The organism is Motilibacter aurantiacus, assembly GCF_011250645.1.
Taxonomy (GTDB): domain Bacteria; phylum Actinomycetota; class Actinomycetes; order Motilibacterales; family Motilibacteraceae; genus Motilibacter_A; species Motilibacter_A aurantiacus.
Map to the genome: position 1 here is coordinate 64,161 of NZ_JAANNO010000008.1, position 19,539 is coordinate 83,699.

The 19,539-nt window shown below is 73.3% G+C and carries 19 protein-coding genes; 12 read left to right on the forward strand and 7 right to left on the reverse strand.

From position 1 onward, the window contains the following. The first annotated feature begins 62 nt into the window (after nucleotides 1–62). Complete coding sequence (pflB, locus tag G9H72_RS14715) at nucleotides 63–2,342, forward strand: formate C-acetyltransferase (protein ID WP_166172387.1); 2,280 nt, start codon at nucleotides 63–65, stop codon at nucleotides 2,340–2,342. A 2-nt stretch (nucleotides 2,343–2,344) separates the two neighbouring features. After that, entirely contained in the window at nucleotides 2,345–3,109 is a 765-nt protein-coding gene (gene pflA, locus G9H72_RS14720) for a pyruvate formate-lyase-activating protein (protein WP_166172389.1), read from the forward strand. A gap of 3 nt (nucleotides 3,110–3,112) precedes the next feature. On the opposite strand, the gene G9H72_RS14725 is transcribed toward pflA, so the two are convergent. Together G9H72_RS14725 and G9H72_RS14730 are read right to left on the reverse strand one after the other, a co-directional pair. Next, the gene (locus tag G9H72_RS14725; RefSeq protein ID WP_166172391.1) at nucleotides 3,113–4,255 is read right to left on the reverse strand and encodes an acyltransferase family protein; all 1,143 of its coding nucleotides are present in this window, start codon (nucleotides 4,253–4,255) and stop codon (nucleotides 3,113–3,115) included. 118 nt (nucleotides 4,256–4,373) lie between these two features. Beyond that, nucleotides 4,374–4,781 (reverse strand): RidA family protein, encoded by a 408-nt coding sequence (locus tag G9H72_RS14730; RefSeq protein WP_166172393.1) that lies wholly within the window; start codon nucleotides 4,779–4,781, stop codon nucleotides 4,374–4,376. A gap of 52 nt (nucleotides 4,782–4,833) precedes the next feature. On the opposite strand from G9H72_RS14730, the gene G9H72_RS14735 reads away from it, so the two are divergent. Continuing rightward, complete coding sequence (locus G9H72_RS14735; RefSeq protein WP_196791239.1) at nucleotides 4,834–5,481, forward strand: TetR/AcrR family transcriptional regulator; 648 nt, start codon at nucleotides 4,834–4,836, stop codon at nucleotides 5,479–5,481. On the opposite strand, the gene G9H72_RS14740 is transcribed toward G9H72_RS14735, so the two are convergent. The 4 genes from G9H72_RS14740 to G9H72_RS14755 all read right to left on the reverse strand — a co-directional run bounded on the left by G9H72_RS14740 (nucleotide 5,457) and on the right by G9H72_RS14755 (nucleotide 8,990). Then, nucleotides 5,457–6,059 (reverse strand): GerMN domain-containing protein, encoded by a 603-nt coding sequence (locus tag G9H72_RS14740; RefSeq protein WP_166172395.1) that lies wholly within the window; start codon nucleotides 6,057–6,059, stop codon nucleotides 5,457–5,459. The two genes, G9H72_RS14735 and G9H72_RS14740, sit on opposite strands and share 25 nt — an antisense overlap. Next, a complete protein-coding gene (locus G9H72_RS14745; protein WP_166172397.1) occupies nucleotides 6,056–7,456 on the reverse strand; it encodes a sensor histidine kinase in 1,401 nt (466 codons plus the stop codon). Before G9H72_RS14745 ends, G9H72_RS14740 begins: the two co-directional genes overlap by 4 nt. Next, complete coding sequence (locus G9H72_RS23075) at nucleotides 7,443–8,159, reverse strand: response regulator transcription factor (protein WP_166172399.1); 717 nt, start codon at nucleotides 8,157–8,159, stop codon at nucleotides 7,443–7,445. Before G9H72_RS23075 ends, G9H72_RS14745 begins: the two co-directional genes overlap by 14 nt. A gap of 99 nt (nucleotides 8,160–8,258) precedes the next feature. Next, nucleotides 8,259–8,990, reverse strand: a complete 732-nt coding sequence (locus G9H72_RS14755; protein ID WP_166172401.1) for a cellulose binding domain-containing protein — start codon at nucleotides 8,988–8,990, stop codon at nucleotides 8,259–8,261. Between the two features lie 168 nt (nucleotides 8,991–9,158). Between G9H72_RS14755 and G9H72_RS14760 the strand changes: the two genes are divergently transcribed. Beyond that, a complete protein-coding gene (locus G9H72_RS14760; RefSeq protein ID WP_331272323.1) occupies nucleotides 9,159–10,295 on the forward strand; it encodes a glycerate kinase in 1,137 nt (378 codons plus the stop codon). Nucleotide 10,296: 1 nt separating this feature from the next. Here G9H72_RS14760 and G9H72_RS14765 read toward each other — a convergent pair whose 3' ends face one another. Continuing rightward, complete coding sequence (locus tag G9H72_RS14765; protein WP_166172403.1) at nucleotides 10,297–11,337, reverse strand: LacI family DNA-binding transcriptional regulator; 1,041 nt, start codon at nucleotides 11,335–11,337, stop codon at nucleotides 10,297–10,299. A gap of 185 nt (nucleotides 11,338–11,522) precedes the next feature. Here G9H72_RS14765 and G9H72_RS14770 point away from each other — a divergent pair, with 185 nt between their 5' ends. Genes G9H72_RS14770 through G9H72_RS14805 form a run of 8 tightly spaced genes read left to right on the forward strand, consistent with a single transcriptional unit; the run spans nucleotide 11,523 to nucleotide 19,462 of the window. Next, nucleotides 11,523–12,707, forward strand: a complete 1,185-nt coding sequence (locus G9H72_RS14770; RefSeq protein WP_166172405.1) for an amino acid ABC transporter substrate-binding protein — start codon at nucleotides 11,523–11,525, stop codon at nucleotides 12,705–12,707. 7 nt (nucleotides 12,708–12,714) lie between these two features. Then, nucleotides 12,715–13,602 carry a branched-chain amino acid ABC transporter permease gene (locus G9H72_RS14775; protein WP_166172407.1) on the forward strand — a complete coding sequence of 296 codons (888 nt, stop codon included), beginning with the start codon at nucleotides 12,715–12,717 and terminating at the stop codon, nucleotides 13,600–13,602. Next, nucleotides 13,586–14,689: a branched-chain amino acid ABC transporter permease gene (locus G9H72_RS14780; protein WP_166172409.1), complete on the forward strand. Its 1,104-nt coding sequence runs from the start codon at nucleotides 13,586–13,588 to the stop codon at nucleotides 14,687–14,689. Before G9H72_RS14775 ends, G9H72_RS14780 begins: the two co-directional genes overlap by 17 nt. Then, the gene (locus tag G9H72_RS14785; protein ID WP_166172411.1) at nucleotides 14,686–15,465 is read left to right on the forward strand and encodes an ABC transporter ATP-binding protein; all 780 of its coding nucleotides are present in this window, start codon (nucleotides 14,686–14,688) and stop codon (nucleotides 15,463–15,465) included. Before G9H72_RS14780 ends, G9H72_RS14785 begins: the two co-directional genes overlap by 4 nt. A gap of 49 nt (nucleotides 15,466–15,514) precedes the next feature. After that, the gene (locus tag G9H72_RS14790; RefSeq protein ID WP_166172632.1) at nucleotides 15,515–16,207 is read left to right on the forward strand and encodes an ABC transporter ATP-binding protein; all 693 of its coding nucleotides are present in this window, start codon (nucleotides 15,515–15,517) and stop codon (nucleotides 16,205–16,207) included. An 8-nt stretch (nucleotides 16,208–16,215) separates the two neighbouring features. Continuing rightward, nucleotides 16,216–17,376 (forward strand): Gfo/Idh/MocA family protein, encoded by a 1,161-nt coding sequence (locus G9H72_RS14795; RefSeq protein WP_196791241.1) that lies wholly within the window; start codon nucleotides 16,216–16,218, stop codon nucleotides 17,374–17,376. After that, the gene (locus G9H72_RS14800; RefSeq protein ID WP_331272324.1) at nucleotides 17,373–18,554 is read left to right on the forward strand and encodes a DUF993 family protein; all 1,182 of its coding nucleotides are present in this window, start codon (nucleotides 17,373–17,375) and stop codon (nucleotides 18,552–18,554) included. The genes G9H72_RS14795 and G9H72_RS14800 overlap by 4 nt, the downstream gene beginning before the upstream one ends. Next, entirely contained in the window at nucleotides 18,551–19,462 is a 912-nt protein-coding gene (locus G9H72_RS14805; protein ID WP_331272325.1) for a sugar phosphate isomerase/epimerase family protein, read from the forward strand. Before G9H72_RS14800 ends, G9H72_RS14805 begins: the two co-directional genes overlap by 4 nt. Nucleotides 19,463–19,539 lie beyond the last annotated feature (77 nt).

The window sequence follows — 19,539 nt, forward strand, 5'->3', positions numbered from 1 at the left end:
GCGCCCGGCTCTCCCGGCCGGGCGCCTGACCCCCTCTCCCCGATCCAGGCAAGGAGCGCGTCATGTCCGTCACCACCAGCCGGCCGCTGGTCCCCACGCCGCTGCGCGACCCGGCGGAGCCCTGGCGGGGCTTCGCGACGGGCACCTGGCGCGAAGGCATCGACGTCCGGGACTTCGTCCAGCGCAACTACACGCCCTACACCGGGGACGGCGGCTTCCTCGCCGGCCCCACGGCCCGGACCAAGGGGATCTGGGCGACGCTGGAAGCGCTCTTCACCGAGGAGCGCAGGCGCGGCATCCACGACGCCGACGTGACCACTCCGTCGTCGATCACGAGCCACGCGCCCGGCTACATCGACCGGGACAACGAGATCGTGGTCGGCCTGCAGACCGACGCCCCGCTCAAGCGGGCCATCATGCCCAAGGGGGGCCTGCGCATGGTGGAGACCGGGCTGGCGGCCTACGGGATGGAGCTCGACCCGCTGGTGCGCGAGGTCTTCGCCAAGCACGCCAAGACGCACAACGCCGGCGTGTTCGACGCCTACACCCCCGGAATCCTGAAGGCCCGCAAGGCCGGGATCATCACCGGGCTGCCCGATGCGTACGGCCGCGGCCGCATCATCGGCGACTACCGGCGCGTCCCGCTCTACGGCGTCGACCGGCTGGTGGCGGCCAAGCGCGCGGAGAAGGCCCGCCTGGACAAGCTCGAGGCCACCGAGCCGACGATCCGGCTGCGGGAGGAGCTGTCGGAGCAGATCCGCGCGCTCGGCGAGCTCGTCGAGATGGCGCGGTCGTACGGGTACGACGTGAGCCGTCCCGCGCAGGACGCCCGCGAGGCCGTGCAGTGGCTCTACTTCGCCTACCTGGCGGCGACGAAGGAGCAGAACGGCGCGGCCATGTCGCTGGGCCGGACCTCGACCTTCCTGGACGTCTACCTGCAGCGTGACCTCGCCGAGGGCCGGCTCACCGAGACGCGGGCCCAGGAGCTGATCGACGACTTCGTCATCAAGCTGCGCATCATCCGCTTCCTGCGCACCCCGGAGTACGACGAGCTCTTCTCCGGAGACCCGACCTGGGTCACCGAGACGATCGGGGGGATCGGCGAGGACGGCCGGCCCCTGGTGACGCGGACGTCGTTCCGCTTCCTGCAGACGCTCTACAACCTGGGCCCGGCGCCGGAGCCGAACCTCACGGTGCTCTGGTCCCCGCAGCTGCCCGAGGGGTTCAAGCGGTTCTGCGCGCGGGTGTCGGTGGACACGAGCTCGATCCAGTACGAGTCCGACGAGCTGCTGCGGCCGCGGTTCGGTGACGACACGGCCATCGCGTGCTGCGTCTCCCCGATGAAGGTCGGCAAGCAGATGCAGTTCTTCGGCGCGCGGGCGAACCTCGCGAAGGCCCTGCTCTACGCCATCAACGGAGGGCGTGACGAGCTGAGCGGCGAGCAGGTCGGCCCGGCCTTCCCGCCGATCACCGACAACTACCTGTTCGCCGACGAGCTCGAGTGGCGGCTCGAGCTGATGATGGGCTGGCTGGCCCGGACGTACGTCGACGCGCTCAACACCATCCACTACATGCACGACAAGTACGCGTACGAGCGGCTGGAGATGGCGCTGCACGACGTGGACGTCGAGCGGACGATGGCGTGCGGCATCGCGGGGCTGTCGGTCGCGGCCGACTCCCTCTCGGCGGTGAGGCACGCGCGGGTGAGGGTGCTGCGTGACGAGCGCGGGCTGGCGACGGGCTTCGAGGTCGAGGGGGAGTACCCGGCGTTCGGGAACAACGACGACGCCGTCGACTCCATCGCGGTCGGGCTGGTGGAGACCTTCATGGCGAAGCTGCGCGAGCACCCGACGTACCGCGGCGCGCGGCACACCCAGTCGGTCCTGACGATCACGTCGAACGTGGTCTACGGGAAGAAGACCGGGTCCACCCCGGACGGCCGGCTGGCCGGGGAGCCTTTCGCCCCGGGCGCCAACCCGATGAACGGGCGCGACCGGCACGGCGTGGTGCCGGCGGCGATGTCGGTGGCGAAGCTGCCGTTCGCGGCGGCCGAGGACGGCATCTCCCTCACGATCACGATCGCGCCCACCGGCCTCGGCACGACGGCCGACGAGCGGGCCGAGAACCTCGCGGGGGTCCTCGACGGCTACGTCGGCACCGGCGGCTACCACATGAACGTCAACGTGCTGAAGCGCGAGACGCTGCTGGACGCGATGGAGCACCCGGAGCTCTACCCGAGCCTGACCATCCGGGTGTCGGGCTACGCCGTCAACTTCGTCCGGCTGACCCGCGAGCAGCAGCGCGACGTCATCAACCGGACCTTCCACGAGAAGCTGGTGTGAGGATGGCTGTCCGTGCCGACGCGACCCCTGTCGAGCCAGCAGTGGGCTTCGTGCACTCGTGGGACGTCGTGACCGGCGCGGACGGCCCCGGCACCCGGCTGACCTTCTTCCTCGCGGGGTGCCCCTTGCGCTGCGCCTACTGCCACAACCCGGACACCTGGCAGATGCGGCGGGGAACCCGCACCGGGGTGGCGGAGGCGATGACCCGGGTGACGTCGTACGCGCCCTTCCTGCGGGCGGCGCGCGGAGGGGTCACCGCGAGCGGTGGGGAGCCCTTGCTGCAAGCGCGTTTCGTGGAAACGCTCTTCAGGCAATGCCGTGACGCGGGCCTGCACACCGCCCTCGACACGAGCGGCTACCTCGGTGCCCGCGCCTCGGACGCGCTGCTCGCCGACACGAGCCTCGTCCTCCTCGACGTGAAGTCCTGGGACCCGGCGCTGTACCGGCAGGTCACCGGCACCGGTGAGGTCGCGCCGACGCTCGCGTTCGGGCACCGGCTCGCGGCTCTCGGTGTCCCGGTCTGGCTGCGCTACGTCTTCGTGCCCGGCCTGACCGGGGACTTCGAGGACGTCGGGCAGATCGCGGACTACGCCGCCGGCCTCGGGAACGTGGAGCGGGTCGACGTGCTGCCCTTCCACTCGATGGGCGCGGCGAAGTACGAGGCGCTCGGCATCCCCTACCCCTGCGCCGAGATGCGCCCGCCGACGGCCGAGGAGGTCGAGGCGGTCAAGGAGGTCTTCCGGGCGCGTGAGCTGGTGGCGCCGTAGCGGTCAGGGCAGGGCCTGCGGCTCCGGGGCCGCCGCAGCGGGCGCCGCTCCGGCAGGAGGCAGCGAGCGGGCGACGCGGGCCTGGCGGAGGCGCTCGACCGGTCGGTCGACGGCCACCAGCAGCGCCGCGCTCACCACCAGCGTGCCTGCGATGGTCACCAGTGCGACCGCGGTGCCGCCGTCCGGCAGGTGCGGGACGCGCAGGACGACCGTGAGCACCAACAGGTGCGAGATGTAGATCGGGTAGGAGAGCTCGCCGATGGCGCGGTCCACCCGCGAGCTCCGGAACGCCGCGAAGAGCAGCGGCACCAGGAGGACGACGGCGCTCAGGTAGGCCCAACGCTGGAAGGGCACGTCCGCCGAGCCGTACCCGAGCGTGAGCAGGATGACCGCGACGAGCGCCGCCGTGCCCTGGCGCGGCGTGACCCGGGAGCCGGAGCGCTCGTACGCCCGGTGCCCGAGCACCCCCAGCAGGAAGAACCCGAGCTCCGCCGGGAAGAAGCGGTAGTTCCACAGGTGGCTGTCCAGGCCGACGAGCGGCAGGGACGCGCGCAGCAGCAGGCTCCCGCCCACGAGGGCGACGAGCGGCGGCGTCCGCAGCCGGGCCAGCCACGGTGCGAGGGCGTAGAAGCAGAGCTCGAGGCTCAGCGACCACGCCTGCGGGACGAGGAGGAACTCGTGGCCGGCGACCTGCCCGGCCGGCGCGGCAGAGCGCGTGAGGCCCAGCAGCCCGGTGGCCGGCTCGAGGACCGACCACGTCACGATCTCCTGGCCGACGATGAAGAGGTTCGTCAGCACGAGCAGCGCCATGCTCGACGGCGAGAGGTCGCCCCCGGAGTCGGCCCATGCCCATGCGGGCGGGTCGGGACGGGTGGTGAGGGCCAGCCGGACGAGCAGCGTCCCGGCCAGGACCACGAGGTAGACCGGGAAGAGCCGGAGCAGCCGCGCGGCCAGGAAGACACGGAGGCGGTTCCACTGCCCGGGGACGGCCGCGTACTTCCGGGTCAGCACGAGCGACATGTAGAAGCCGGAGATGACGAAGAAGGCCTCGACCGCCACGTCCCCGGCCGGCAGGGCGAGCCCGGGGACCGGGTGCGTGTGACCTACGACGACCGCGAGCGCGAGCAACGTGCGGAGCAGGCCCATGGGATTCCTCGACGTGCGTGGCGGACGCGGCAGGGCCGGTACGCCGGCTCGACCGGCACCCTATGGTCAAGGAGCCACTCACTGCTGCGCTTGTGGAGATCCCGCGCGCCCCCTGCCGTCAGGGCAGCACGGCGACCGCGTCCACCTCGACGAGCAGGTCCGGCTCGCCGAGCGTGACGACACCGAGCAGGGTCACCGGCTTGGTCGGGTCGCCGCCCATCCGGGCAGCGGCCCGCGACACCCCCTCGCCCAGGGCCGCGAGCTTGTCCTCGCTCCAGTCGACGACGTAGACGGTCAGCTTCGCGACGTCGGCGAACGACCCGCCGACCGCGCGCAGGGCGGTGTCGACGTTGACGTACGCCTGCTCCACCTGAGCCGCGAGGTCCCCCTCGCCGACGCGGGAGCCGTCCGCCGCCCGGGCCACCTGCCCGGACAGGTAGACCGTGCGCGTGCCCGTCGCCACTGCCAGCTGGCGGTAGAGCTCGGGCTTCGGCAGGCCATCGGGGTTGAGCAGCTCGACGGGCATGGCGTCCTCCTCGATCGACAATCGAATAGCAACGCTATGTATAATGCCCGTCATGCCTCGTCGTCCAGACCCGCAGCTGCGGGCGGAGCTGGTCGAGCGCGCTGCACGCATGCTCACCGCCCGCGAGCCGGTGACGCTGCGGACGCTCGTGGCCGGCACGGGGGCCTCGACGATGGCGGTCTACACCCACTTCGGCGGCATGCCCGGGCTCTGGTCCGCGGTCCGCCAGGAGGGCTTCGGCCGGCTCGCATCGCGGCTGGATGGCGTCAAGCGCACCCGCGACCCCGTACGCGACCTCGCAGCGCTGGGGGCGGCGTACGCGACGAACGCACTCGAGTTCCCCCATCTCTACCGGGCGATGTTCGACGCCGCCGCCGAGCTGGAGGACTCGGGCGCCGCGGGCGCGACGTTCGGGCAGCTGGTCGGCTGCGCCGAGCGCGCCCGCACGCAGGGCCGTTTCCACGAGGCGGTCGAGCCGCGGGACGTCGCCACCCGGCAGTGGCTGTTCGGCCACGGCGTCGTCAGCCTCGTGCTGACAGGGGTGCTGCCGGCCGAGGCCCTCGCGGCGCACGTCCCACCGACGCTCGTCGCGCTGTTCGTCGCGGCGGGTGACGCCGAGGAGCAGTGCCGGGCCTCCGTACGCCGCGGCTGGGCGACGTTCGCGCCGCCTCCGCGCTACCCGCCGGCTCCGGCGGCGTAGTCCGACGCGGTGAGCGCCCGGTCCACCAGTGACCCGTCGGGCAGCGGCGCGGAGAGCGGGGAGCCGTCACGGGTGAGCACGACGCGCTCGGCGCCGCGCAGGGACGTGACCGTGAAGACGATCTGCGCGACGGCGAGCGGCCCCTGGTCCACGTCGGGGCCGCGCAGCTCGCCGGACAGGTCGACGGTCGCCACCCCCTCCCGCACGGCGCTGACCCGCAGCGCCACCCCCGGAGGGAGCGCGGTCCCGATGCCGCGCTGCAGCTGGGGCGCTGTCGGGCCGGAGGCCAGGGCGGCGAGCAACTGGTCGAGCTGGTCGAGGCCGGTCCCGCTGCGCGCCGGCGCCGCCGTCGGCTCGAGCCGCCCGTCGCGCACGAAGTAGACCGCCGGCCCGCCGGCGAGGCGCTCGCCGGACGCGGCCGGGCCCCCGCCCGGGAGGGGGGAGGCCAGCAGGCCGTACGGCACGGCCTCCGGGTCGACGTACGTCGGGGCGCGTCCCTCCCGGACCCCGCAGCCGGCGAGCGTGACGGCGGCCAGCACGGCGCCCGCCACGACCGCGCCCGCGGCCCTCCTGGTCACGGGGCGGCCAGGGGAAGGGCCACGACGAAGCGCGCGCCGCCGGCCGGGCTCTCGCAGCACCGCACCGTGCCGTGGTGCGCCGCCACGGTCTCCGCGACGAGCGCGAGGCCGAGCCCTGTGCCGCCGCTGGATGCGCGCGGGCCGCCCCCGGTCGCGAAGCGCTCGAAGACGCGCTCCCGGTCGGCGGGGGCGACCCCAGGGCCTGCGTCGTCGACGGTCAGCACGATGCGCTCCTCGTCCCGGCGGAGGGTCACGGCCGTGGCCCCGCCCCCGTGCCGGTCGGCGTTGTCGAGCAGGTTCGCCGCCAGCCGCGCGAGCCGCAGCTTGTCGCCGCGCACCCGCAGCGGGCCCGCCGGCGCGTCGAGCAGGCCCTGCGGGCGCCCGGACTCACGCAGGACGTGCCGGAGCAGGTCTCCGAGGTCCAGCAGCTGGCCGTCGGCGACGGCGTCGCGCGGATCGGCGTCGGCACGGGCCAGCTCCAGCAGCCCTTCGAGCAGCCGCTGGAACCGGCCGAGCTCCGCGTGGGCGAGGTCGAGGGCCTCCCGCCGGCGCTCGGGCGGGCCGTCGTTGCGCGCCTCGAGCAGCTCCACGCTGGCCGCGAGCGTGGTGAGCGGCGAGCGCAGCTCGTGGCTGACGTCCGCGGCGAAGCGGGCGTCGCGCTCGATCCGCTCCTGCAGCCGCCCGACCATGGCGTTGGAGGCGGTGACGATCCCGCTCAACGCCGGGTCGGACGTGGCCGGGAACCGGCGCCCGAGGTCCCCGGCGCCGATCGCGGCCGCGGTCGCCCGCATCGGCTCGAGCGGGCGCAGCGCCCGCCGCCCCAGCCACCGTCCGAGGAGGGCGCCCAGCACGCCGGCGACGAGGGTGCCGGCAGCGAGGAGCGTCGCGAGGACCCGCAACGTCCCTTGCAGCTCCTCCAGCGGTGCGATCTCGTAGACCGTGGCGTCCACGGCGGGGACGGGAACGGCCACGACCAGGGCCAGCTCGTCGTCCACCCGGGCCGGCAGGTACGCCGGGCTGCGCAGCCCCCCGGCCGGCCGCAGGGCGGCGGGCACCGCGTCGGCGTCCAGGGTGAACGACGAGGAGTACCACTCGTCCCCCCGGCGCAGCAGCACGGCCGTCGCCCCCTGCGGGTCCAGGGCGTCGAGCGCGTCGGCGGGCGAGGTGCCGGCGGTGCCGAGCTCGGAGCGGAGGAACCGGGCGTCGAGGTACGCCTGGCGCAGGGCCGCGTCCTGGCGCTGCGCGGTCAGCACCTGCCGGGCGATGAGGTACGTCGCGACCGCGAAGACCGCGCAGACGAGGACGGCCCCGCCGGCGACGGCCGCCCCGACCCGGCCGCGCAGGCCGGCGAGCAGCGCCCCGCGCCGGGGCGCGGGGGCCTGGTCAGGCGGTGACAAGGCGGTAGCCCAGCCCGCGCTCGGTGACCACGTAGCGCGGGCTGGCCGGGACGGGCTCGATCTTGAGCCGGAGCCTGCGCACGTGGACGTCGACCAGCCGCTCGTCGCCGTAGAACCCGTGCTCCCAGACACGCGCGAGCAGGTCCTGCCGGCTCACGACGCGGCCGCCGGCGTCCGCGAGCTCGCAGAGCAGCCGGAACTCGGTGGTCGTGAGGTGCACCCGCAGCTCGCCGCGGCGCAGGACGCCCTCCTCCGGGGAGAGCACGAGCTCGTCGGCGCCGTCGATCACGACCACGGGCGGTGGGCCGGCCGGGGCAGGGGCACCGGGGCGGGCCTGCCGGCTCAGCCGGCGGCGGAGGGCGCGCAGCCGTGCGACCACCTCGCGCACCATGAACGGCTTGGGCACGTAGTCGTCCGCCCCCGCCTCGAGCCCCGCGATGACGTCGTCGGTGCCGGTGCGCGCGCTGATCACCACGATCGGGATGTCGCTGAACCCGCGGACCGAGCGGATGCAGGCCAGCCCGTCCATGCCGCCCAGCATGACGTCGACGATCATGAACTCGGTCGGGTCGGTGCGCATCATGCCCACCGCCGCCTCCCCCGTCGCCGCCTCGTGGACGGAGTAGCCCTCGTCCTCGAGCCCCATGCGGAGCACGGCGCGGATGTTGTCGTCGTCCTCGACGACGAGCACGGTGCCGGTCACGGGCCGATTGTCCCAAGCCCGGGCGACCGACGGCACACCGAAGGTGCCGACGTGCGAACGAACGTCGGCACCTTCGGCGAAGAGCGCTTCAACGAACGGTCAGAGGAGGCCGTTCAGCATCGTGCGGGCGAAGCTCTGCAGCTCCGTGCGGGCGCCCGCGGTGATGTCCTCCTGGCCGCGCTTGTAGGTGAACTGCTTGAGGAACTGGCGCAGGTGGTAGATCTCGAGCTTCTGGTTGTCCCGCGCCTCGTCGCGCTGGATCTGCTGCACCCGGTTGCGGACCGACTTCAGCAGCCCGTCGCGCAGGTCGCCGGACGCGGCGTAGCCCTCGACCATCTGGCTGAGGGTGCCCGCCAGCCCGGTGCTCGCCCGGCCCCTGGAGGCCGTCTCGCCGCAGGCGGTCCCGCTCAGCGTGACGCTCGTCGGGTTGCCGCTGACCCCGTTGGCGATGAAGCCGATCGTCAGCTGCTTGCCCGGCTGGATCGTCTGGTTGAAGTGCAGCGGCTTGGCCGTCACGGTCGAGCCGCTCTGCGTCCAGTCCGCGCTCCACAGCTTGGCCACCTGCTGCCCCGAGCCGGAGAAGGTGAACTGGAGCGTCCAGTCGGTGATGGGCGCGGTGCCGGTGTTCCAGAACCGGATTGTCGAGGTGAAGCCGGTGCTGCGGCCCTTCCACGAGCCGTTCAGCGTGTACGTGGCCTTGCACGAGTCCACCGTCGTCGTCGCCGCCGGCTTGTTGCTCGCGGCGTGCGCGGGGGCGGCGAGGCCACCCGCCAGCGCGACCGCCGCCACGCCCGCGAGCGCCACCGGCGCCAGTCGCTGTCGCGAAATCACGTTCGTCACACCTCCCGTTGAATGACGACAGGCTCGTCGCCGGGTCCATTGCTATCGACAGGCGTGCGACGGGGTCCATGACGGCGGCGTGACAAATCAGCGGGCGAAGGGGACACACCGGAGGGTCGTGGAGCATCTCGGCGTCACCCGTTCTGGTTTGCTGGTCCCGTGAGCCGCAGCCCGCGCGTCGTGCTCGCCCCCGACAAGTTCAAGGGCTCGGCGACGGCCGATGAGGTCGCCGCCGCGCTGCGTCGGGGGCTGCTGGCCCGCCTGCCCGGCCTCGACGTGGTGGACGCTCCCGTGGCCGACGGTGGTGACGGCACGCTGGCCGCGGCGCTGCGGGCCGGCTGGGAGCGGGTGCCCGTCACGGTGCCCGGCCCGACGGGCGAGCCGGTCGTCACCGCGTACGCCCGTGCGGGGGGCACCGCGATCGTCGAGCTCGCGGACGCCTGCGGCCTCGCCCGGCTGCCCGGCGGCGCCCCGCGCCCGCTGACCGCGAGCACGGCCGGGGCCGGCCTGGTGGTGCGGGCCGCGCTCGACGCCGGCTGCCGCCGGGTCGTCCTCGGTATCGGCGGCAGCGCGAGCACCGACGGGGGCGCCGGCCTCCTGCAGGCCCTGGGCGCCCGCCTGCTGGACGCCTCGGGCCACGAGCTCGGCCCGGGCGGCGCCGCCCTGGCCGGGCTCGACCGGCTGGACCTGAGCAGCCTGCACCCTGGGCTCGTGACGGCGGAGGTGGTCGTCGCCTGCGACGTCGACAACCCGCTGACCGGTCCGGCCGGTGCCGCCGTGGTCTACGGGCCGCAGAAGGGCGCCTCGGCGGCCGACGTCGAGCTCCTCGACGGCGCGCTCACCCGGTGGGCGGACGTGGTGTCCGCGGCCACCGGGAGCGACGTGCGCGGAGCGCCGGGGGCGGGCGCCGCGGGTGGTGTGGGGTACGCGGCCGTCGCGCTGCTCGGTGCGGCGCTCCGCCCCGGGGTCGAGCTGGTGCTCGAGCTCGTCGGCTTCGCCGACCGGGTGGAGGGCGCCGGGCTGGTCGTCGTGGGCGAGGGGTCGCTCGACGAGCAGACGCTGCACGGCAAGGCGGTGATGGGCGTCACCGCCGCCGCGCGGCGGGCCGGCGCCCGCGTGGTCGGGGTGTGCGGGAGGCGGTCGCTGGGCGACGACCTGCTGCGCGCGGCGGGCGTCGAGGCGGCGTACGCGCTGACCGACCTCGAGCCCGACGTCGCCGTCTGCATAGCCGACGCCCCACGTCTGCTGGCCCTGCTCGGCGAGCGCCTCGTCGACGACGGCCTCGTGCCCGGCTGACTCAGCCGCGGTGGCCCGGCGGCGGGGCGGTGGAGTCGCGCACGACCAGCTCGTGCCCGCTCGACCGTCGCCGCGGGCGTGACGACGGCGGCTTCAGGGCCATCGCCAGAGCCAGCTCGCCCAGCTGGGTCATGTGCAGCCGGACCGTCGTGAGGCCGGGCGCGAGGTCTGCGGCGACCGCGATGTCGTCGATCCCCACGACGGACACGTCCGCCGGCACCGAGACGCCGCGCGCCCGCAGCGTCGAGAGGACGCCGATGGCCATCACGTCGTTGAGGGCCAGGACGGCCGTGGTTCCCGGGTGCTCGTCCAGGATCTGCTCGGCGGCCTCCCGGCCCCCGTCCCGCGTGAAGGCGGAGTGGACGACCGGGACGTCCTCCGGCGCGAGGCCGTGCCGGGCGCAGGCGGTACGGACCCCGGCGACCCGGTCCTCCACCGTCGTCAGCATGGGGGCGCCGGCGGCCACGGCGATCCGCCGGTGCCCGAGCGAGAGCACGTGCTCGGCGATCGCGTCGCCGGCGGCGACGTTGGCGGGGAGCACGGCGTCGGTGCGCAGGAAGTGCCGTCCGATGACGGCGGCGCGGCCGCCCGCTGCCTGGAACGCCCGCAGCTCCCGGTCCGCCTCCGCCTGCAGGTTGGGGTCGACGTAGCCCGAGCCGGCGATCAGCACGGCCTGGGTGCCGTGGGCGAGCAGGGTCCGGATCTGGGAGAGCTCGGTGAGGGGGTCACGCCCGGAGTGGCAGATCTGCACCGTGAGCCCGCGGGCGGTGGCGAGGTGCACCACACCGCTGGCGATCTCGGAGAAGTACGGGTCACCGATCTCGTGCACGATGAGGCCGACGATGGAGGTCGACCCCCCGGCGAGCGTCCGGGCGTGCACGTTGACGACGTAGCCGAGGTCGGTGGCGACCTGGCGGACGTGGGCGGCGACCGCCTCGCTGACGCCGTCCTGCCCCCGCAGCGAGCGTGACGCCGTCGCGATGGAGACGCCCGCGCGCTCGGCCACGTCGATCAGCCGCGTGCTGGCGCCCGACCGTGGCATCGCGCCCACCTCCGAAATTCGTCCGATTCGCCGGGCCGTGTCCCTTGCCCGCACCGACGGGCCGTCCTAGTGTACGAGCGCGCTACGAAAGCGCTTACGTACCTCGACGACGAGGAGCTACGCGTATGCAGTCGAGCCGTTCCCGCCTGCGCATCGCAGCGGGTGTTGGGATCTGCGCCCTCCTGATGAGCGCCTGTTCGGCCGTGGACAACGCATCGTCCGACGAGTCCGACGCAGGGGGCGGCGACACGACCGAGCCGATCACCATCGGGGTCTCGCTCCCGCTGACCGGCGACTTCTCCGAGCCGGGCAAGGGGGTGCAGCGCGGCTACGAGGCCTGGGCGAAGATCGTCAACGACTCCGGAGGCCTGCTCGGGCGCCAGGTCGAGCTGAAGGTCCTGGACGACCAGTCGAACGCCGACCGGGTCGTCGCCGACTACGAGTCCCTCATCGCCCAGGACGAGGTGGACCTGGTCTTCGGGCCCTTCTCCACCCGCCTCGTCGTGCCCTCCGCCCGCGTGGCGAAGGAGTACGGGATGCTCTTCGTCGAGCCGGCCGGCGCCGCGGCGGAGGTCTTCGAACAGGGCTTCGACAACCTCTTCTACGCGGCGCCCGCGGTCGCGAACGACCACTACAACTACCTCGCCGAGCACATCCTCGCGATGCCGGAGGGCCAACGCCCGAAGACGGTCGCGTACGCGGCGATGGACGACCCGTTCGCGCAGGGCACGGCGTACGGGTTGAAGGAGAAGCTCGAGGCGGGCGGCATCAGGACGGTCGCGGACGAGGTCTACCCGCCCAACACCACGGACTTCAGCAGCATCGCGGCCAAGATCGCGGACGCGAAGGCCGACATGCTGGTCGGCGGCTCGCAGTACCAGGACGCCGTCAACCTCATCGTCGCACTGCAGCAGCTGGACTACCAGCCGAAGATGGCGGCATTCTCGACCGCGCCGACGAATCCCGAGTTCTCGAAGGCGATCGGCGAGAAGACCGAGGGAATCCTGTCCCCCACCGGTTACACCACCAAGGCCGACTACCCGAGCAACGTCGAGTTCGTGGAGAAGTACACCGCGCAATTCGGGAACCCTCCTTCGGAGGACGAGGCGAACGCCTACACCACCGGGCAGGTCGTGGCGGCGGCGGTGGAGGCCGTGGGCTGCGCAGAGCAGGGTGACTGCCAGCAGCGTCTCATCGACTGGCTGCGCGACAACACGGTCGAGACGGTCGTCGGGCCGCTGTCGTGGGACGAGGTCGGCCGGCCGGAGGCCGCCCACCTGATCCAGCAGTACGTCGACGGGGAGATCCAGATCGTCCTCCCGGAGGACCAGAAGGAAGCCGACTTCCTGTTCCCGAAGCCGGCGTGGTGACGCCCCCGTGACCTCCCCGCAGCTGGTCTTCCAGAGCTTGGTCCTGGGCGTCCTGCTGGGCGGCCTGTACGCCCTGCTCGCCGCAGGCCTCACGCTCTACTTCGGGGTGATGCGGGTGGTGATGATCGCGCACTCCGCGTTCCTCATCCTCGCGGCCTACCTCGCGTGGTGGTTCAACGACAGGACCGGGCTGGACCCGCTGCTCTCGCTCGCGTTGACCGTCCCGCTCTTCTTCGTGGCCGGCGTCCTCATGCAGCGTCTGCTGATCCGGCGGCTCAGCCCGGTCACCCTCACCATGATGTCGGTGCTGCTCACCTTCGCCGTGGCGCTGGTCATCGAGGGCCTGCTCGGCTACGTGTTCAGCGGCACGCAGCGCCGCATCCAGCTCGGCTACAGCGGGTCGAGCCTGGAGCTCTTCGGGGCGCGGGTCGCGGTCGTGAAGCTCATCGCGTTCGGCCTGGCAGCCGCCGCGCTGCTCGGGCTCTACCTGCTGCTCAAGCGGAGCAGGCTGGGCCAGGCGCTGCGGGCGACGATCCAGCACCGCGACGCCGCCGCGCTGGTCGGCATCGACACCGACCGCGTGGCGGGCTACGGCTTCGGGCTCGGCCTCGCGACGGCGGCCGTCGGCGGCACAGCGCTGGCGCTCGACTCCACGATCTACCCGTCCCTGCACTGGCACTGGATCGGGCCGCTCATGGCCATCATCGTCGTGGGCGGGCTGGGGAGCATCCCCGGCGCGGCGATCGCCGCGATGGCGCTCGGGATCCTGCAGAGCCTGCTGCAGCTCGAGATGGGCACCACGTGGGCGCAGACCGTCTTCTACGTCGCGCTCTTCGCGACCCTCATGGTCCGTCCCCAGGGATTCTTCGGAGGACGCCTTGCGCAGCGTTTCTGACCCCTCCGCGCTGCGGGCCGCCCGCTGGGGTCTGCTCCTCGCCGCCGCGGCGCTCGTCTTCACCTTCCCCGTCCTGGCCCCGAACGCGTACATCCTCTCGGCCGGCGTGGTCGTCGCGAACTACGCCGTGCTGGCGACGTCGTGGAACTTCATGGGCGGGTTCACCGGCTACATCTCGCTGGGGCACGCGGCGTACTTCGGGCTCGGGGCGTACGGCACCGGGCTGCTCGTCACCAAGGCGGACGTGCCGAGCTTCGGCGCGCTCGTGCTCGCCGCGGCATCGGTCGCGGTCCTCGCGGTCCCCATCGGGATCGCTGCGCTGCGCGTGCGCGGCGCGTCCTTCGTCATCGTCTCCATCGCGCTGGTGCTCATCCTGCTCCTGGTCTTCCAGAGCTGGGCGTCCTTCACCGGCGGGTCCAACGGCCTGAACGTGCCGCGGCCCTTCCCCGGCCTGCTGCGCCCCGAGCACCACCTGGTCTTCTACTACCTGTTCGCGGCCCTGCTCTGCCTGGCGCTGCTGACCTGGTGGGCCATCGACCGCTCCCGCTTCGGGATGGGGCTGAAGGCGATCCGCGAGGACGAGGACAAGGCCCAGTCGTTGGGCGTGCCCACCTTCGCCTACAAGCTGGTGGCGTTCGTCGTCTCCGCGACGTTCACCGCGCTGGGGGGCGGGCTCTACGCGCTCTGGTTCGGCGACCTCGACCCCATCTTCCAGTTCTCCATCCTCGTCGGGTCCTACATGGTGCTCATGGCGCTGCTGGGCGGCATCCGCAACCTGTTCGGCCCGGTCGTCGGAGCGGTGGTCGTCGGCTCCGCGCTCGAGTACTTCAAGCTCGAGTTCGGCGACACGCAGTTCCACCTCGTCGCGGCCGGCCTGCTGCTCGCGCTCGTCGTGCTCTTCATGCCCGACGGCATGCTGCCGTTCCTCGGCGACCTGCTGCGCCGGCTGGGGCCCGGCCAGAGCTCGATCCGCGAGGTGACGGCCGAGGAGCTGCTCGCGCAGGACTCCGGACGGGAGGGCATGCCCGGGCAGCCGGGCCCGGCCGAAGGGCAGCGCACCGCAGCCCGCTCGGAGGCGGCCCGATGAGCGCCGGGCAGCTCGCCTCCGCGGCCGCCGGGGCCGGCGCGGTCGAGCCGGGGCTGGCGACGACCGGGCTGACGAAGAGCTACGGCGGGGTCTGCGCGGTGAACGACGCGTCGGTGACCTTCCACCACGGCCGGGTCAACGCCCTCATCGGGCCGAACGGCTCGGGCAAGACGACGTTCTTCAATTGCGTGACCGGGATGATCCGCCCGGACACGGGCCGGGTGACGTACCGCGGCAAGGAGATCACCGGCTGGGCGCCGCACCGGGTCGCCGCCGCCGGCATCGGGCGCAGCTTCCAGCTCTGCCGGGTCTTCCCGCGGATGACGGCGCTGGAGAACGTCCTCGTGGCGGCGCGGGCCCGCACCCTGCGCACGCTGCTGTCCGGCGCGTACGACCGCGAGCTCGTCGACCGCGCCCGCGGCTGGCTGGCGCGCGTCGGGCTGGACCACGTGGAGGGCCTGGAGGCCCGCAACCTGTCCTACGGGCAGCAGAAGCTGCTCGAGCTCGCCGGCGTGCTCATGGCGGACCCCGAGACGATCCTGCTCGACGAGCCCGCCGGCGGCGTGAACCCGGCGCTCATCGGCCGCATCGGCACCCTCGTCCGCGAGCTCAACGCCGAGGGCAAGACCTTCCTCATCGTCGAGCACAACATGGAGATGGTGATGAGCCTGTCCGACCACGTCGTCGTGTTCGACCGCGGGCGGCCGATCGCCGAGGGGCCGCCCTGGTCCGTGCAGGCGGACCCACGCGTGCTGGAGGCCTACCTTGGCGTCTGAGTACCTCCTCGAGCTGGTCGACGTCCAGGCCGGCTACGGCAGGGCGGCCATGGTGCTGCGCGGGCTGACGGTACGGGTCCCGCCCGCGTCCGTGGTCTGCCTCGTCGGCCCCAACGGCGCCGGCAAGTCCACCGTCCTCAAGGTCGCCAGCGGGCTGCTGAAGCCGCGGTCCGGTCGCGTCGTCGTCGACGGGGTGGACGTGACCGGCCAGGGCCCGCAGCAGATGCTGCGCTCGGGGATGGCCCACGTGCTGCAGGGGCACAGCGTCTTCCGCGAGATGACCGTGGCGGAGAACGTCATGCTCGGGGCCTACAGCGTGCGGGACCGATCGGTCGTCGCCGAGCGCGTGACGGCCGTCCAGCGCCTCTTCCCGGTGGTGGGCGAGCGCTGGGACGCCCTGGCGGGGCTGCTGTCCGGCGGCCAGCAGAAGCAGGTGGAGTTCGCCCGGTCCCTGATGGTGAGCCCGAAGGTCGTGCTCCTCGACGAGCCGTCCATGGGGCTGGACCCGAAGACGACGACAACGGTCTTCGAGCAGGTGGCCCGCATGCGCGAGGCGGGCGTCGCCGTCCTCATCGTGGAGCAGAACGCCCGGCGGGCACTGGAGACGGCCGACATCGGCTGCGTGCTCGACCTGGGCCGGGTGCATCTGTCCGGGCCGGCGCCGGACCTCCTCGCCGACCGGCGGCTCGGCGAGATCTACCTGGGTGGGCGTCCCGTGACGACCGTCCCCGACGAGAGGTGAGCAGTCCGATGGCACAGCGCACGGTGCGCATCATCATGAACGGCGTCACGGGTCGCATGGGCTACCGGCAGCACCTGCTGCGGTCGATCCTGGCGATCCGGGACGACGGCGGGGTCCTCCTGCCCGACGGCTCCCGGCTGCAGGTCGAGCCGGTTCTCGTGGGGCGGCGGGCCGACCGCTTGGCCGCGATCGCCGACCTGCACGGGGTCGCGGAGTTCTCGACGGACCTGGACGCAGTGCTGGCCGACGACACGGCCGCCGTCTACTTCGACGCGCAGGTCACCAGCGAGCGGACCAAGGCCATCCTCAAGGCCGCTGCGGCGGGCAAGCACGTCTACACCGAGAAGCCCATCGCGGAGACGGTCGCCGAAGGCCTCGAGCTCGTGGACGCCGCCGACTCGGCCGGCATCATCTCCGGGGTCGTCCACGACAAGCTCTACCTCCCGGGCCTGCGCAAGCTCAAGAAGCTGATCGACGCGGGGTTCTTCGGGCGGATCCTCTCGGTGCGCGGCGAGTTCGGCTACTGGGTCTTCGAGGGCGACCTCGAGCCGGCCCAGCGGCCGAGCTGGAACTACCGGGCCGACCAGGGCGGCGGCATGGTCCTGGACATGTTCTGCCACTGGAACTACGTGCTGGAGAACCTCTTCGGCGCCGTCGAGGCGGTCACCGCGAGAGCCGTCACCCACATCCCGCGCCGGTGGGACGAGCAGGGCGAGTCCTACGAGGCCACCGCGGACGACGCGGCCTACGGCATCTTCGAGCTCTCCGGCGGAGTCATCGCGCAGATCAACTCCTCGTGGGCCGTGCGCGTGGACCGCAGCGAGCTGGTGGAGTTCCAGGTCGACGGGACGCACGGGTCCGCTGTCGCCGGGCTCTTCGGCTGCAGGGTCCAACCGCGCGTGCTGACCCCGAAACCGGTATGGAACCCGGACCTGCCGACGACCGAGGACTTCCGCAGCCAGTGGCAGCAGGTCCCCGACAACGAGGTCTTCGGCAACGGCTTCCGCGCCCAGTGGGAGCAGTTCCTGAGCGACGTCGACGCCGGGCGCCCCCATCCCTACGACTTCCGGGCGGGTGTACGCGGGCTGCAGCTCGTCGAGGCCGGGCTGCGCTCCTCCGCCGAGGGCGTGCGGGTCCCCATGGCGACGGCCGGCACGGTGGCCCCGTGACGCAGGCGGCGGTCCGCCACCGCGGCGGGACCGTCCAGCTGCCGGGGACGTCCGGGTGGAGGGCCGTGGCACTGCGCGAGCCCCGGGCCTGGCCCGAGCACCCGGGCGGCTTCCGGGAGCGGGTCGCGTTCGCTGCGGCCCACGTCGTCGCCGACCCGCTCGGGGAGAACGTGCCCGGCGCGCCGGCCGTGGTCGACTGGGAGTCGACACTCGCGTTCCGCCGGCACCTGTTCCGCTACGGGCTGGGCCTGGCGGAGGCGATGGACACCGCGCAGCGCGGGATGGGGCTGGACTGGGCCGCCGTCCGCGAGCTGGTGCGCCGGAGCAGCGGGCAGGCGCTGGCGCTCGGCGCGCGCATCGCGGCCGGGGCGGGGACGGACCACCGGCCCGACCTGCGGACGCTCGACGACGTCGCCGAGGCCTACGCGGAGCAGGTCGAGTTCGTCGCCTCGACCGGCGCGCAGGTCATCGTGATGGCCTCCCGCCAGCTGGCAGCGCTCGCCGCCACCCCCGACGACTACCGCCGGGTCTACGACCGTGTCGTCCCGCTCGCCGGGTCGCCGGTGATCCTGCACTGGCTCGGCGAGATGTTCGACCCCGCACTGCGCGGCTACTGGGCCGGGGCCGACGTCGCGGCCGCGACCGCGGCGTTCCTCGGGCTCGTCCACGACCACGCCGAGCACGTCGACGGGGTCAAGGTCTCCCTGCTCGACGCGGGCCACGAGCGACGGCTACGCGCGGCCCTGCCGCCCGGGGTACGGCTCTACACCGGCGACGACTTCAACTACCCCGAGCTCATCCGCGGGGACGGGACGCACTCCTCCGACGCGCTGCTCGGCGCGTTCGCCGCGGTGGCGCCCGCGGCGGGCGCGGCACTCGCCGCGCTGGACGCGGGTGACGGTGCGACGTACGACGCGGAGATGACGTCGACGCTGCCGCTGTCCCGGCACCTGTTCCAGGCCCCGACCTACTACTACAAGACAGGAATCGCATTCCTGTCGTGGGTCTCCGGTCACCAGCCCGGCTTCACGATGGTGGGCGGCCTGCAGTCGGCCCGCTCGATCACCCACCTCGCGCGCGCCTTCGAGCTGGCGAACGAGGCACAGCTCCTGCCCGACCCCGATCTCGCCGCGGAGCGGGTCACCCTCCTGCTGCGGACGGCGGGGGCGGTCCCGTGACGGGCCTGGCCGCCGAGGTCGAGTCGGACGTCCCTGGTGGCGCGCCCGCCCGCGTGTCCACGCCGCAGCCGGGGGACGCCCGCCTGGGCCGGCTGTCGCTGAACCAGCGCACCACCGCGAGATGGAGCCTGCGGGAGGCGCTGGACGGCGCGCGCGCGGCGGGGCTGCCCGCGGTCGGGCTCTGGCGCGAGCCGGTGGCGGAGGTCGGCCTGGGGCGGGCGGCCCGCTGGGTGCGCGAGTCCGGGCTGCGCGTCTCCTCGCTGTGCCGGGGTGGGTTCTTCACGGCGAGCGACGGGGCCGGCCGGGCCGCGGCGGTCGCTGCGAACCGGGCCGCGATCGACGAGGCGGCGGAGCTGGGCGCGCGCACCCTGGTGCTCGTGCCGGGCGGGCTGCCGCCGGGGGACCGCGACCTGGCCGCGGCCCGCGCGCGCGTGGCGGAGGCGGTCGCGACGCTGGTGCCGTACGCTCGCGAGCGCGGCGTCGTGCTGGGCATCGAGCCGATGAACCCCGTCTACGCCGCGGACCGCGGGGTCGTCTCCACCCTGGCGCAGGCTCTCGAGCTCGCCGCGCCGCACGCACCGGACGAGGTCGGCGTCGTCGTCGACACGTTCCACCTGTGGTGGGAGCCAGGCGTGCACGCCCTGCTGGAGTCCTCCGGCGAGCGCATCGTCAGCTACCAGGTCTGCGACTGGGTGACCCCGCTGCCGGCCGACACGCTGCTGGCGCGCGGGATGATGGGCGACGGCCACGTCGACTTCGCGTCCTTCACGACGGCCGTGGCCCGCTCGGGCTACTCGGGGGACGTGGAGGTCGAGATCTTCAACGCCGACGTCTGGGCGGCGCCCGGCGACCGGGTCCTGGCCACCATGGCCCGCCGGTACGTCGAGCTGGTCGAGCCCTACCTCTGAGCCCCCAACGCCATTGACTTTACGGGAAACACGCGCGTAACTTCCGCGTAAGCGCTTACGCACACCACATCACTCTC

What these genes read in the sequence shown, in the direction of transcription:
- G9H72_RS14765 (WP_166172403.1), bottom strand. Translation starts at nt 11,337, where the DNA reads ATGCCACGGTCGGGCGCCAGCACGCGGCTGATCGACGTGGCCGAGCGC.
- G9H72_RS14785 (WP_166172411.1), top strand. Translation starts at nt 14,686, where the DNA reads ATGAGCGCCGGGCAGCTCGCCTCCGCGGCCGCCGGGGCCGGCGCGGTC.
- pflB (WP_166172387.1), top strand. Translation starts at nt 63, where the DNA reads ATGTCCGTCACCACCAGCCGGCCGCTGGTCCCCACGCCGCTGCGCGAC.
- G9H72_RS14730 (WP_166172393.1), bottom strand. Translation starts at nt 4,781, where the DNA reads ATGCCCGTCGAGCTGCTCAACCCCGATGGCCTGCCGAAGCCCGAGCTC.
- G9H72_RS14770 (WP_166172405.1), top strand. Translation starts at nt 11,523, where the DNA reads ATGAGCGCCTGTTCGGCCGTGGACAACGCATCGTCCGACGAGTCCGAC.
- G9H72_RS14725 (WP_166172391.1), bottom strand. Translation starts at nt 4,255, where the DNA reads ATGGGCCTGCTCCGCACGTTGCTCGCGCTCGCGGTCGTCGTAGGTCAC.
- pflA (WP_166172389.1), top strand. Translation starts at nt 2,345, where the DNA reads ATGGCTGTCCGTGCCGACGCGACCCCTGTCGAGCCAGCAGTGGGCTTC.
- G9H72_RS14735 (WP_196791239.1), top strand. Translation starts at nt 4,834, where the DNA reads ATGCCTCGTCGTCCAGACCCGCAGCTGCGGGCGGAGCTGGTCGAGCGC.
- G9H72_RS14795 (WP_196791241.1), top strand. Translation starts at nt 16,216, where the DNA reads ATGGCACAGCGCACGGTGCGCATCATCATGAACGGCGTCACGGGTCGC.
- G9H72_RS14790 (WP_166172632.1), top strand. Translation starts at nt 15,515, where the DNA reads ATGGTGCTGCGCGGGCTGACGGTACGGGTCCCGCCCGCGTCCGTGGTC.